The sequence below is a fragment of the Vibrio sp. 1-2 (7-a) genome (assembly GCF_013048515.1).
Taxonomy (GTDB): Bacteria; Pseudomonadota; Gammaproteobacteria; order Enterobacterales; family Vibrionaceae; genus Vibrio; species Vibrio diabolicus.
The window spans coordinates 290,051-303,239 of the sequence record NZ_VHSQ01000004.1 but is presented as its reverse complement, the minus strand read 5'-3'; the positions used below and the strand labels follow the sequence as shown (position 1 = coordinate 303,239).

The 13,189-nt window shown below is 46.3% G+C and carries 9 protein-coding genes; 4 read left to right on the top strand and 5 right to left on the bottom strand.

Annotated elements, in window-relative coordinates; genetic code table 11:
• Positions 1-111 precede the first annotated feature (111 nt).
• From hldE to FKN08_RS13915, 3 genes are all read right to left on the bottom strand, one after another.
• Complete coding sequence (gene hldE, locus FKN08_RS13925; RefSeq protein ID WP_170892351.1) at positions 112-1,542, bottom strand: bifunctional D-glycero-beta-D-manno-heptose-7-phosphate kinase/D-glycero-beta-D-manno-heptose 1-phosphate adenylyltransferase HldE; 1,431 nt, start codon at positions 1,540-1,542, stop codon at positions 112-114.
• Between the two features lie 67 nt (positions 1,543-1,609).
• A complete protein-coding gene (gene glnE, locus FKN08_RS13920) occupies positions 1,610-4,453 on the bottom strand; it encodes a bifunctional [glutamate--ammonia ligase]-adenylyl-L-tyrosine phosphorylase/[glutamate--ammonia-ligase] adenylyltransferase (protein ID WP_170892350.1) in 2,844 nt (947 codons plus the stop codon).
• Between the two features lie 113 nt (positions 4,454-4,566).
• On the bottom strand, positions 4,567-5,823 hold the full coding sequence (locus FKN08_RS13915; protein ID WP_005395942.1) for a methyl-accepting chemotaxis protein: 1,257 nt from the start codon (positions 5,821-5,823) through the stop codon (positions 4,567-4,569).
• A 105-nt stretch (positions 5,824-5,928) separates the two neighbouring features.
• On the opposite strand from FKN08_RS13915, the gene FKN08_RS13910 reads away from it, so the two are divergent.
• The gene (locus tag FKN08_RS13910) at positions 5,929-6,702 is read left to right on the top strand and encodes a potassium channel family protein (RefSeq protein ID WP_006743197.1); all 774 of its coding nucleotides are present in this window, start codon (positions 5,929-5,931) and stop codon (positions 6,700-6,702) included.
• Positions 6,703-6,742: 40 nt separating this feature from the next.
• Here the strand turns inward: FKN08_RS13910 and FKN08_RS13905 are convergent, their stop codons facing one another.
• Positions 6,743-8,275 (bottom strand): inorganic triphosphatase, encoded by a 1,533-nt coding sequence (locus FKN08_RS13905; protein ID WP_047009064.1) that lies wholly within the window; start codon positions 8,273-8,275, stop codon positions 6,743-6,745.
• 212 nt (positions 8,276-8,487) lie between these two features.
• Between FKN08_RS13905 and FKN08_RS13900 the strand changes: the two genes are divergently transcribed.
• The 3 genes from FKN08_RS13900 (at position 8,488) to FKN08_RS13890 (ending at position 11,349) form a co-directional block, all read left to right on the top strand.
• Positions 8,488-9,168, top strand: coding sequence for a TIGR00153 family protein (locus tag FKN08_RS13900; protein ID WP_047009129.1), 681 nt, complete (start codon positions 8,488-8,490; stop codon positions 9,166-9,168).
• A gap of 131 nt (positions 9,169-9,299) precedes the next feature.
• On the top strand, positions 9,300-10,559 hold the full coding sequence (locus FKN08_RS13895) for an inorganic phosphate transporter (protein ID WP_139060083.1): 1,260 nt from the start codon (positions 9,300-9,302) through the stop codon (positions 10,557-10,559).
• Positions 10,560-10,737: 178 nt separating this feature from the next.
• The gene (locus FKN08_RS13890; protein ID WP_031780509.1) at positions 10,738-11,349 is read left to right on the top strand and encodes a TIGR04211 family SH3 domain-containing protein; all 612 of its coding nucleotides are present in this window, start codon (positions 10,738-10,740) and stop codon (positions 11,347-11,349) included.
• Positions 11,350-11,440: 91 nt separating this feature from the next.
• On the opposite strand, the gene ggt is transcribed toward FKN08_RS13890, so the two are convergent.
• Complete coding sequence (gene ggt, locus FKN08_RS13885) at positions 11,441-13,171, bottom strand: gamma-glutamyltransferase (protein ID WP_047009062.1); 1,731 nt, start codon at positions 13,169-13,171, stop codon at positions 11,441-11,443.
• Between the last annotated feature and the right edge of the window lie 18 nt (positions 13,172-13,189).

The following is a 13,189-nucleotide window of genomic DNA, read 5'->3' as shown; positions in this document are numbered from 1 at the left end:
ATTGCTTGCAGTTAAGAGACGAAAAGTATCTCAGAACATCAAGTATCAAAAAGGCCGCACTTGGCGACCTTTTACAAACAAATAGCGTTTCAATGCCAACAAATCATAGGCTTAGCCCTTACCACCTTTGATTGCATTGATGATTTCACTGGTTGAGCAACCATCCTCAAAGTTCAATACACGAACTTCGCCACCTGCAGCAATGACTTCTTTACCACCAGCAATCTCTTCTGGTTTGTAGTCACCACCTTTTACTAGCAAGCTTGGCAGAACTTCCGAGATCAAACGTTGCGGCGTATCTTCACTAAATGGTACAACCCAATCCACAGCGCCCAAACCTGCCAATACCGCCATGCGGCGATCGGTTGGATTCACAGGACGACCAGGCCCTTTAAGACGCTTCACTGATTCATCGGTATTCACCGCAACAATCAGGCGATCACCAAGTTCTGCAGCGTGATTGAGGTAAGAAACATGCCCAGCGTGAAGAATATCAAAGCAGCCGTTTGTCATAACGACTTTCTCGCCACGTGCACGTGCTTTTTTCACTGCTTCAATCAGCGCTTTTTCTGAAATCACACCGTAATCCGTGTCTTGGCTGCCATGTACCGCTTCTGCCAGTTCAATTTCAGACAAGGTCGAGGTACCAAGCTTACCAACAACAACGCCTGCCGCAGCATTCGCTAGTGCACACGCTTCTTCGAAGGATTTACCCGCCGCCACTGAAGCTGCAAGTACAGAAATCACCGTATCACCAGCACCTGTCACGTCGTACACTTCTTTCGCTTGAGTCGGAAGGTGGAATGGCTCTTGACCACGGCGGATCAACGTCATGCCGTTTTCACTACGTGTAACCAGTAGCGCTTCAAAATCAAACTCTTCAACAAGCTGAAGTGCTTTTTCAACCAGCTCTTGGTCTGATTTTACTTTGCCAACGACATCTTCAAACTCTTTCATGTTTGGTGTTAAGAGTGTTGCTCCGCGGTAGCGTTCAAAATCCGCACCTTTAGGGTCAATGAAAACTGGAATGTTTGCTGCGAGCGCTTTTTGGATGTATGCCTGAACATGCTCTAACGAGCCTTTTGCGTAGTCAGACATAATCACGGCTTTAACGTTTGGCAGAGCGGCATCCATACGCGATAGCACAGGTGCAGAATCCGTGTTTTCAAACTTATCTTCGAAGTCGAGACGAATAAGCTGTTGTCCACGGCTCATTACGCGAAGCTTCGTGATCGTTGGGTAATCAGGCAGTGCAACGAAATCGCACTTCACATTGAGTGAGCTCAGCGTCTCCGTCAGCACTTTTGCAGGCTCATCTTCCCCTGTTAGACCAACAATGTGAGCATGGCCACCTAGTGATGCGATATTCATCGCAACGTTCGCAGCACCACCAGGACGCTCTTCATTGTTTTCTACTTTTACAACAGGAACCGGCGCTTCAGGAGAAATACGTCCGGTTGGGCCATACCAGTAACGATCTAGCATGACATCACCGATGATGAGCACACCAGCGCTGTTGTAATCAGGTAGAATTGGTTTCATTATTGGTCTCCAAAAATTAAATCGAAGTGAGTTTATCACAGCCCTTATCGAGGCTAAATATATGGTCTTAACTGAACCACTGATTCCAAGCCTGTTTTACCCACTCCCTTTCGGCAACAAACTTATCTTCCACCACATCAGCATCTAAATTGAGTAGATTTCTTCGGTGTATTTCGTTTCGCATTGTCGTGTAGGCACGTATCAACTGCATTGCCTGGTCTTCGTCCATGACATTTTGTGCAATGAGCGTTTCAAAGATACGCACATTATCACACCAACGCGTTAATTTCGGCTTATCGTGACTATAGTTGAGCACTAAGTACTGAGCGAGAAATTCGATATCGGTAATCCCTCCCACATCTTGCTTGAGCATAAAACGGCCGGGCTTTTTCCCCCCAAGATGACCGCGCATTTTCTCTCTCATTTCGACAACGGCTTTTTTCAGTTCCGCCCGATCGCGCGCTTTGCACAACACATCATGTCGCGTATTGTGAAATGCAATGGCAAGGGGTTCATCGCCGTAAATCAAGCGCGCGCGCACAAGTGCTTGATGCTCCCATGTCCAGGCTTCTTGATGCTGATAATCTTCAAACGCATCGGTTGGGCTAACCAACAAACCTGACGCGCCAGATGGGCGCAAGCGGGTATCGACTTCGTACAAAATGCCGGAAGCGGTGCGAGTCGAGAAAATATGGATGATGCGCTGCGCTAGGCGAAGGTAGAACTGACGACCGTCGATTTCCTTTTTGCCATCTGTATAGACATTGACTGGGCAGTCATGCATGAAGACGATATCCAAGTCGGAGTTATAGCCGAGTTCCCAACCACCGACTTTGCCATAGCCAATGACGGCAAAACCCTTGCCTTCACGATCTTTTACATGCGTTGGCTCGCCGTATTTTTCGGACACTTGCAACCAAGCCTGACTGACCACCGCATCAACGATAGCTTCCGCCAAATAGGTTAAGTGATCACTCACTTTCATCACCGGCAATGCACCAGCAATATCCGCCGCCGCAATACGTAAAATGCAGATTTGCTTAAACTGACGCAACGCTTCCATTTGCTGCTCCATATCATCTTCTGGAATACGGGCCAGATAATCACGCAGCTCTGTACGGTAACTGTCTAATGGGATTGGATTGTACAACTGTGCAGGATCGATTAACTCATCGAGTAAGATCGGATACCGAGATAGCTGCTCTGAAATCATTGGGCTTGCGGTACACAAACGCACGAGCTGTACTAGAGCCGCTGGGTGCTCATCCAATAACTCCAGATAAGTCGTACGAGTGCAGATATTGTGCAGTAAATGCAGCACTCGCGGTAAACCAAACTGTGCATCAGGGTGGGAAAACACCGCATCAAACACCTTCGGCATCAAACGGTTTAACACTTCTCGTCCACGCGGTCCTAACGTTTTTTTAGCCAGATCGGTTTTAAAGTTGATGATGGTTTTCGCGCATGAAGCAAAGTCTTCAACCTGAATATCCTGCTGCAAGATATGTTCAAGCACATCTTGTTTGTTCGCCATATCCCATAACTCATGAAAATGACGAGCAACCGTAGTGCCCTCATCTTCTTCATCATCACCAATTAACGACTCAAATACTTGATGGACATTCGCCATGTGCTGCTGAGTTTGCTCAATCAGTTGCTCCCAAGAGGTCATTTGCATCGCGGTAGCGAGCTTTAAGCGTTCGGTTTCGCAATCAGGCAGCGTCTGGGTTTGCTTGTCCGCCATCGCTTGCAACAAGTTTTCTAATTGACGCAAGTACTTGTATGCAGCTTCTAGACTGCTGACTTCTTGCGAAGTGAGTAACGCCAGCTCTTCAATGCCTTGCAGCGTTTCCAACAACCCTCGATTACGAAGAGAAGGCTCGCGACCACCTCGAATTAATTGAAAAACTTGGGCGATAAATTCAATTTCTCGGATGCCACCTGCGCCTAACTTGATGTTGTTGTTCAAACCTCGGCGGCGAACCTCACTACTGATCATCGATTTCATCCGACGCAAAGACTGAATCGCACTGAAATCAATATAGCGACGAAAAACAAAAGGACGCAGCATTTGGCGTAGCTCTTGGTATTGCGGGTACATTTCGCACCCCATCACTCGAGCTTTGATCATCGCGTAACGCTCCCAGTCACGTCCCTGTTCTTGATAATAATCTTCAAGCGCCGCATAGCTCATGACTAATGGGCCACTTTCTCCAAATGGACGCAGTCGCATGTCGACGCGGTAGCAAAAACCATCGAAGGTTTGTTGGTCGAGCGCTTTGATGATGCGTTGACCAAGACGAGTAAAGAACTGGGCATTGGCAATGCTGCGGCGCGCGCCTTGTGTCTCACCGTTTTCTGGATACGTGAAAATCAGATCGATATCGGAAGAAAAGTTTAACTCGCCACCACCCAGTTTCCCCATGCCGATAATCAACATCGGCTGTACTTCACCTTCCTCACTCGTCGGCGTTCCCCACTCCTGACAACACGCTTGATATTGCCATTGATAGGTTTCAAAAATCATCGCTTCAGCCAACTCGGATAAGTGGCTTAAAGACGTTTCTAGCGACCATGCATGCGTGAAATCCTTCCACGAAATGTACACCATTTCTCGGTTGCGAAACTGACGCAACACGCGATGACCAGACATCTCATCCGGGCATTGTCCCAACAGTGCAGCAAGACGTGAGCGGTAAGATTCCTGACGACTTGGTTGCGCTAACATGCTTGGCAACTCACGGGCTAAAACTTCATCGCGATGAATGGCTTCGGTAATAAACTGGCTTAAGCCCGCCACATAGCGAAATTGCTGCGCAATCTCATCTGGCCAAAGGGGAAAATAACCTGCCTCTTGAGCATTTTGTACGGCAGATTCAGCGATAGAAATCAGTGGCGAAGGCAGCTGCATTTTTCTTCCTTGTTTGAAAAGCACGGTAACTCATTCTTTATACCAGACTTAAAGCAAATAAAAACGCCCACAAAAGGTTTGTGGGCGTTTTATCAAAAGTTCTGGATGGAATATTAAACTTGGAAAGATTTGATCTTCTTGTCTAACTCGCCAGCATTATTTTGCATCATTTCAGAAGTTTCTAGCAGCTCTGTCACAACCACAACCGAGGCTTCTACCAGCTCACGTACATTGGTGAGGTTTTGACTCATCTCTTCTGCAACACTGCTTTGCTGACCAGACGCCGTCGCGATTTGGAAGTTCATGTCATTGATTTGCGTCACTTGCCCAACAATACCATCGAGCTCAGATCCAGCATTAGAAACCAGCTCGTTTCCATCGGCCGCTTCCACTACGCTTTTCTCCATGAGTTCTACAGCAGATTCTGCACTGGTTTGCAGCTGCGCAATCATCTCTTGAATTTCTACCGTCGCTTGTTGTGTACGCTGTGCAAGGTTACGAACTTCATCTGCAACCACCGCAAAACCACGACCCGCCTCGCCAGCTCGCGCCGCTTCAATCGCCGCATTCAGTGCAAGCAGGTTAGTTTGTTCAGAGATACCTTGAATCGTACCCACAACACTACCAATGGATTCAACACGTTCTTCGACCTGGTTAACCGCCTGCGCCGATGAAGCGATGTCCGACGAGAGTTCACTCATTTTCGCCATCGTACTTTGCAAAAACTGTTGACCAGAAATCGCTTGTGCGGAAGCTTGCTCTGTAAGAGAAGACGCCGTCTGGGCATGTTCTGCGACGGTTTGCACCGTCGACGACATTTCACTCATCGCCGTCGCAAGTTGATCAATTTCGTTAAACTCTTCTTGCGCCGACTCCTTCGTTTCCGACATGCTCAGCGTCATCACTTCCGTGAGTGTGGATAACTCATCAGAAGCATTAATTTGCATTTGAATCACATCGTGCAATTGGCGACGTGTCTTTTCTAATTCACGTGCCACGTCTCCGTATTCATCTTTACAATCCATACCAAATGGCACGGAGAGGTTCTTGCTCGCCATCAGTTTGATTGCGTCGCTCAGATACTGTGTTTGACGCAGCATCACTCTAGCCGCCGCTAATAAGAGCACGACAAAAACCACAATCAATAAGGCAGTTTGCCAAGCAACTTGCGTTAAGTATGCTTCGTAATGCTGTTGGGCAACTTGCGCGTTTTGTGTCGCCGCTAAAAGTGAATCGTAAAAGGTGTTTGCGTCCCACAGTTGTTTTGCCACTATCAGGACAGTACTGAAGACCATCAACATGACCATTTTAGGAACCAGTCGAATGTCGGATATGACCCTTTCCCATGGCTTAAATGCCAGCTTTTCCATTGTCAGTTCTCCACCGAGTCTTATATAGTCTTTATCTATAATCTTTATATTACTTATAGTTATGTTCGCGTTTAGCGTGGTTACGCGATTTATTTCGAGCTTCGTATGAAAAACAATGATATCAAAGACAGCACACGACCGATGGGCCTGTTGTCACTAATATTGTCTTTTATGGCACTATTTGTGATCTCTGGCTTGTTGTTTTTCCCGATCGATCACGAAACCCGTCAAGTTCTTATCGGTCTGGATTTCATAATCTGTAGTATTTTTCTATTACAGCTCACCATTGATTTGATCCGGTCCACAGATCGGTGGTTATTTCTTAAACGTCATTGGATAGATTTCGTGGCGAGCATCCCATTAATAGAGCCACTGCGCTTTGCTCGTATCTTTCATATTCTTCGAGTGGTATTAGTACTGCGCTCGTCAAAATTCATTTTGCATCAGCTCAAAGAAAACCGCCGCGAAACCACGGTCGCCTCAATATTACTGTTGATGGTGATCCTCATTACGCTCGGTTCTAGTGCAATGCTGTTTATCGAAGCGAAAAACCCAGAAGCGAATATTCGCACTGGCGCCGATGCTTTGTGGTGGGTATTCGTAACGATCTCAACCGTTGGTTACGGCGATCATTATCCGGTGACATCAATAGGAAAGTTTTTAGCCGTCATCATCATTGTTTGTGGTGTGGGGATCTTTGGTATGATTTCGGGTCTTATCACCTCTATTCTTACTGCCCCGACGAAACAACAGACGCACAGCTTAATCAATAAAGAACGTATGCTCGAGCAGCTCCTGAATCAACAAGCCCAAATACTAGAACGACTCGACTTCATAGAAAAAGAACTGCAACAAAGCAAAACAAAGACAAAAAAATAGGACCATGCGGCCCTATTTTTTGTACAGGTAGTCAAGGTGATCATTCACGCCAATAAGGCTGAACTTCCACACTGATCGCTCGGGTTTGATCCATTGCATGCAAAATTGAACGCTCTTGACGGTGCAACCAGCGTTCTAACTGCTCTTTTTCTGCGTCTTCCAACATATCAACCAACGGAAGTAAGTGGTTCAGCATTAGCAGATCATCAATACCATGCACCAGATCCGCCCATGGCAAACGGAAGCTGTTACGCTCATCCGAGTTATATAGACTCGCGAAACCAATACCGGTATAGAGGTTACGCAGCAAGCGATAGCGCTGATCAACGTACTCTTGCGCCGTCAGGTCGCGCTCTGCTGGGAAAGCTTCCATTAGTTCTGCCCAAGTGCGATCGAGCTGAGTGACTGAAAACGGCATGATATTACTTGCCATTTTTTCGCGCGCTTTTTCATCAAGAAACGGCTGCCAGCCACGCGCTAAGATCCAGCGACTAAGATCCAGCAATAACCCGGTGTAACGCGCGGAATTGAGCAACCCTAGCACTTCTTCACGGCTTGGCAGCTCTTGTAACTGCTGAGTCAACTCAGATACTAAGAACTTACGCGCATCCAACTTACGCAGCACATTGCCTTTGTCATCTAAGAGCTCTTCAAGGTGTGCATGCTCATCCAACCAACTCAGTTCTTCTTCCAACCATTTAAGCTCTTGGCGCAGAATCGCACTCGCGCGACGAGGGACAACACCACCAAAAATGGTCAATGTTTGACGAATAAAACGAATGGCATTGCTGATTTCACGTAGCGCTTCCACATTGTCACGCTCAGCATAAATTTGCTCGTGATAATGCCAGTGAGATAGGGCGTGTTCTAAAGAGTTGATCAAGCAGTATTCAACGGTATCCGTCGGGCTACTGTCCACAAGCGCCAACGATTTTACTTCATCACCTGCATAGCCACTTGCAAGTCGATAGCCTTTCGCCGCTTTACTCAAGTTACCCAAACGCATGCCACCTTGCTCGCAAAAGCTACGTGCTAGTGTAAATAGGGCATCGGTTTGGCCCGATTTAAGTTCCAGTTCAACTTCGCAAATCGGTTCTTGTTTCTCTTCCCCATCTTCATCTTTGGCGACGACCATACCTTGGTCAAACGCCACTTCTATTTGGCTACCGTCTGGCATGCCAATCAGCCACTGTTCACGTGTGAAGTTGGTCGAGAATAACGGCATAAGCTCAGATTGCAGCGTTGCTGCGTCTTTACCTGGCGGCCAAATGTCTACAGGATGAAGCGACAGATTAGGCTCGTCGCTAGTGTGCTCAGCATTGTATTCTGGTCTTTGATGTAAGCCTGCGACGACGCGTCCTGCTGTCTTTACGGTTTGGACGAATACATCATCAAAACGGCGAATTCTTAAACCAATGTCGTGCTTTCTCAGCCATTTATCGGCGGTATCAAAGTAGGTGTTACCCAAGTCACGACAACTATGCTGAAGTACTTTTGTCTCAGAAATTTTTTCTTTTAAAGTTTCTGAAAATTCAGGAGAAACAAAAAACTTCAGTTCTATTTCGGTTTCCATAGCTATACCTTTCAAAGCAGATAGAAACAGGATATTGCGTAATTTCTCGCACGGCAAGAGAGAAATATCGCCGGAATGATGATCTAAAACAGTTTTAATGAGCGATTTAATGCGTTACCATGCGCGCCTTTATAGCCATCGTTCAACATTTCGCCAAGCACTCAGAAATGGTGTATGTTTTTTTAAGGTTATAGTTATTAGGTTGAATGACCATGCCAGTAAATACAATTATGGGGTTATTTGCAAAGTCCCCAATTAAGCCTTTGCAACGCCACGTTGTGTGTGTCAACGAATGTTGTTCACACTTGGTGAAATTCTTTGAAGTATCTTCAAAGGGTGACTGGGAAAAAGCATCTGAAATCCGTGCACAAATTTCTCACCTAGAGAAAGAAGCGGACGTGCTGAAACGTGAAATCCGTCTAAAACTGCCTCGCGGTTTGTTCATGCCAGTAGACCGTACTGACATGCTTGAGCTTCTTACTCAGCAGGACAAACTTGCAAACCTGGCAAAAGACATTGCTGGCCGTGTATATGGTCGTCAACTTGTCATTCCTGAGGCTCTCCAACCAAACTTCCTCGCTTACGTTCAACGTTGTCTTGATGCGGCCGATCAGGCGCAAAAGGTAATCAATGAACTTGATGAATTGCTAGAAACCGGCTTCAAAGGTCGTGAAGTGACGCTCGTCGCTGAAATGATTCATCAATTAGATGTCATCGAAGATGATACCGATGCTATGCAGATTGAACTTCGTCAACAGTTGATGGTGATTGAGTCTGACATGAACCCTATCGATGTCATGTTCTTGTACAAGATTCTTGAATGGGTAGGTGGTATTGCCGACCAAGCGCAGCGCGTAGGTGCTCGTTTGGAAGTCATGCTATCTCGATCTTAAAACATAAAGTTAACGACATAACGAAGAGCATAATGAACACGTGTCATAGGGACGATGACTATTTTCATCGTCTTATGGTTTGGCGCGCGTAAAATTTTGTTCCGCTTGTTATAAAACAACTAGGTATTACGATGGATATCCTTGCGAACTACGGCACTGTCCTGATTATTGTTGCAGCGATTTTTGGTTTCATGATGGCGATTGGTATTGGCGCGAACGACGTTGCTAATGCGATGGGTACATCAGTAGGTTCAAAAGCGCTAACCGTAAAACAAGCTATCATCATTGCGATGATCTTCGAATTTGCAGGTGCTTACCTTGCAGGCGGTGAAGTAACCGACACTATCCGTAAAGGTGTAATCGAAACTTCTTTATTTGCTAGTCAACCTGACGTTCTTGTCTACGGTATGATGTCTGCTCTTTTGGCTGCGGGTACATGGTTACTTCTTGCCTCTTACATGGGCTGGCCAGTATCTACGACTCACTCAATCATCGGTGCAATCATTGGTTTTGCATGCGTATCAGTAGGTACTGAAGCGGTTGACTGGGGCAGCGTTCAAGGCATTGTTGGTAGCTGGATTATTACACCAGTGATTTCAGGTTTCTTTGCTTACGTTATCTTTGTCAGCGCACAACGTCTGATTTTTGATACTGAGAACCCGTTATTCAACGCCAAACGTTTTGTTCCTGTTTACATGTTCATCACAACAATGGTGATTGCACTTGTAACTATCAAAAAAGGTCTAAAACACGTTGGTCTTCACCTAACCAATGGCGAAGCTTGGATGTGGGCAGCAGTAGTTTCAGCACTTGTGATGGTTGGCGGCTACGTATACATCCAGAAAAAATTCGCTAATCGCGAAGAAGACCGCAGCTTTTCTGGCGTGGAAGGTATCTTCAGCGTTCTGATGGTTATCACCGCTTGTGCAATGGCATTTGCACACGGTTCAAACGACGTTGCAAACGCCATTGGTCCACTGTCTGCTGTAGTATCGACTGTTGAACACATGGGCGAAATCAGCACGAAAAGCACCATCGCTTGGTGGATTCTACCTCTTGGTGGTATTGGTATCGTGGTCGGTCTTGCGACACTGGGTCACAAAGTAATGGCAACCGTTGGTACAGGTATCACTGAGCTAACTCCTAGCCGTGGTTTTGCAGCTCAGCTAGCAACCGCTTGTACTGTTGTTCTAGCTTCTGGTACTGGTCTGCCAATCTCAACCACTCAAACATTGGTTGGTGCGGTTCTCGGTGTTGGCTTTGCTCGTGGTATCGCGGCACTAAACCTGGGCGTGGTTCGTAACATCGTGGCATCATGGATCGTTACACTACCAGCAGGTGCACTATTGGCCGTTGTATTCTTCTACGGACTTCAAGCGATGTTCGCTTAAGACACTCGTCAATAGAATGTAAGCGCTTTGTCATTATTGACTCAAACGCACAGAAAGGGAGGCTTTGCCTCCCTTCTTTGTTGCACCGAAGTTTGAAACTGCATACTATTCGTCTATTTCCGGCTCCAATCATTCGGTGCCAACGCTGTCTCCAAGAAAAATCGTTAAGGGATTTACTGTGAAAAAACTAATCATCACGGTTTTGTTTACTTTGCTAGCAGCGCCAGCGGCCCTAGCAGCAGACCGTTATATTTCTGATGACCTCTTCACTTTTATGCACTCAGGTCCAAATAACACCTACCGTATTATTGGTAGTGTTAACGCCGGTTCTAAAGTACAACTGATTAAAACCAACCGAGATACTGGCTATACGCAAGTTCGTGATGACCGCGGTCGTACTGGTTGGGTACAAAGCAAGTTTGTGACAAACCAAGAAAGCATGGCGATTCGCCTTCCTCGCATTGAGAAAGAGCTAGCAGAAGTGAAAGAGCAGCTTGCTAACGCTCGTAAAACTTCTGATGCAGAGAAAGCCGGCCTTGTTACCTCTCTAGAAACGCGTAACCAACAAATTTCCGATCTTGAGAATAAATACTCTGAGATCAGCGACCAGCTTACTTCTGTTGAGACAGAAAACCGCGAGCTGCGCGCTAAACTGGATACACAAAAAGACGACATGCTGCTTAAGTACTTCACTTATGGCGGCGGTGTTGCAGGTTTAGGTTTGCTATTTGGTTTGATTCTTCCGCATGTCATGCCTCGTAGAAAACGTTCACCTGCGGGTTGGGCATAAGTCCTTAGCCCTTTTATCTATAAAAAAGAATGCAAAAGCCAGTCGATATTCGACTGGCTTTTTTGTTTGCTTAGTTTTACGGAAATCTGCACTACTCACCCATTGAACTAGACGCTCGACGACGATCCGTTGCGCCATAAAGCTTGCCATCTTTTAGCTCAATTGCATTCAAACCACTTACCACTGGAATAACGTGTACTGGGTAGCCAAGCTCCATAAACTCCGGCACCAACATTTCTGCGAAGGTTTTCTTTTCCACCAGCAAGCCAGTCGGGTCATAAGACTTGGTGCGATCTATCTTGGTACCGTACTGGATGTTTGGTAAGTCAATAGCCTCTTGCGCTGATAACTTCCAATCCAGTACGCCAACCACGGTTTTGAGTACATACCCCGGTATTTGCGAACTTCCTGGTGAACCAACCACCAAACGCAAATTATCATCACTGTCCATCACCATTAATGGCGTAATAGCCGAACGTGGACGCTTGCCCGCTTCAATTGAGTTTTGAGTAGGCTTACCGTTAAGCGTTGGTTGAGGTGAAAAGTTTGCCATTTGTGCATTCAAGATAACGCCATCAACTATGACACCAGATCCCATTCCTGTGCCAACGGTGCTGGTCATAGCAATCGCATTACCTTCCCTATCAACGATAGAAATGTGCCCTGTATCTTTGCTCTCGAAGCCTTGATATTGCGCATACTGAGTTTGCGTTATCTGTCCGGCTTTTGGATTCTCTTTCGAGGTGCCATTATCAGGGATTAAATCACGTCTCTGGTCCAAATAGGTTTTAGATAACAATTGTTCAACTGGTGCTTCCACATAATCCGGATCTCCGGCATACGCAATACGATCAGCTTTTGCTAAGCGCATCGCCTCAGTCATTAAACGCCAAGGCTCTACATCAGTTAATGCCATCTGAGATATATCGTACGGCTCCAGCAATTTCAGACTTTGAGCAACCATCACACCGCCAGAGGCCGGGTAACCAAACGAAACGATTTTGTTGCCTCGATAATCGCTTTCAATAATATCGCGAGATTTCACCTGATAGTTTTTAAAGTCCTCTAACGACAATTTCTCATACTGATCGTTAATACGACTATTCACCGTATCAACAATATGTTGACCAAGTGCACCACCATACAAATAGCGATCGCCTTGCTGAGCTATTTTCTCTAGCGTCTCAGCCATTTTAGGGTTCTTCATTAACGTCCCTGTTGGCTTCACTTCATCATCTTGCCAATACAAGGCTTTAATTTCTGGGTCGCGAGCCAAACGCGTTTGCTCTCGCACGACGATATCATAGGTATAGCTATTCATCGCGTACCCATCACGCGCGAGCTTAATCGCAGGTTGAACCAACTCAGACCATGGTAATTTGCCGTATTGCTCATGAGTGGAATAAAGCAAACGTAAGGTGCCCGGCACTGCAACGGAGCGAGGCCCCAAAATTTCATCGCGGCTGAGTGCTTTCCCATTTTCAATAAACATCTCAGGGTGAGCGCTAGACGGCGCTTCATCTCGCCCATCAAGGGCTAAAAACTTCTGCTTGTCATGTTGATAAAACAGCACGAAAGTACCGCCTCCAATTCCCGTCATATCCGGTTCAACCACAGACATCACCATCTGCATCGCGACCATGGCATCAACGGCGTTCCCGCCCTCTTTCAATATTGAATAACCAGTGCTGCTCACGTAAGGGTTGGTCGCACTGACCATAAAATCTTGTCCGTTATTATCTGGTGTTATAGGGAAAGGGGTCGGCTTTGCTGCGTAACTTAACGACGCAACAACACTTAAAGAAAAAATCAGAATACGCATGTGTCTCTGTGTAGACTC

Bases quoted from the DNA above. Each gene is read 5' to 3' on its own strand.
- hldE (WP_170892351.1), bottom strand. From the start codon at position 1,542: ATGAAACCAATTCTACCTGATTACAACAGCGCTGGTGTGCTCATCATC.
- glnE (WP_170892350.1), bottom strand. From the start codon at position 4,453: ATGCAGCTGCCTTCGCCACTGATTTCTATCGCTGAATCTGCCGTACAA.
- FKN08_RS13915 (WP_005395942.1), bottom strand. From the start codon at position 5,823: ATGGAAAAGCTGGCATTTAAGCCATGGGAAAGGGTCATATCCGACATT.
- FKN08_RS13910 (WP_006743197.1), top strand. From the start codon at position 5,929: ATGAAAAACAATGATATCAAAGACAGCACACGACCGATGGGCCTGTTG.
- FKN08_RS13905 (WP_047009064.1), bottom strand. From the start codon at position 8,275: ATGGAAACCGAAATAGAACTGAAGTTTTTTGTTTCTCCTGAATTTTCA.
- FKN08_RS13900 (WP_047009129.1), top strand. From the start codon at position 8,488: ATGCCAGTAAATACAATTATGGGGTTATTTGCAAAGTCCCCAATTAAG.
- FKN08_RS13895 (WP_139060083.1), top strand. From the start codon at position 9,300: ATGGATATCCTTGCGAACTACGGCACTGTCCTGATTATTGTTGCAGCG.
- ggt (WP_047009062.1), bottom strand. From the start codon at position 13,171: ATGCGTATTCTGATTTTTTCTTTAAGTGTTGTTGCGTCGTTAAGTTAC.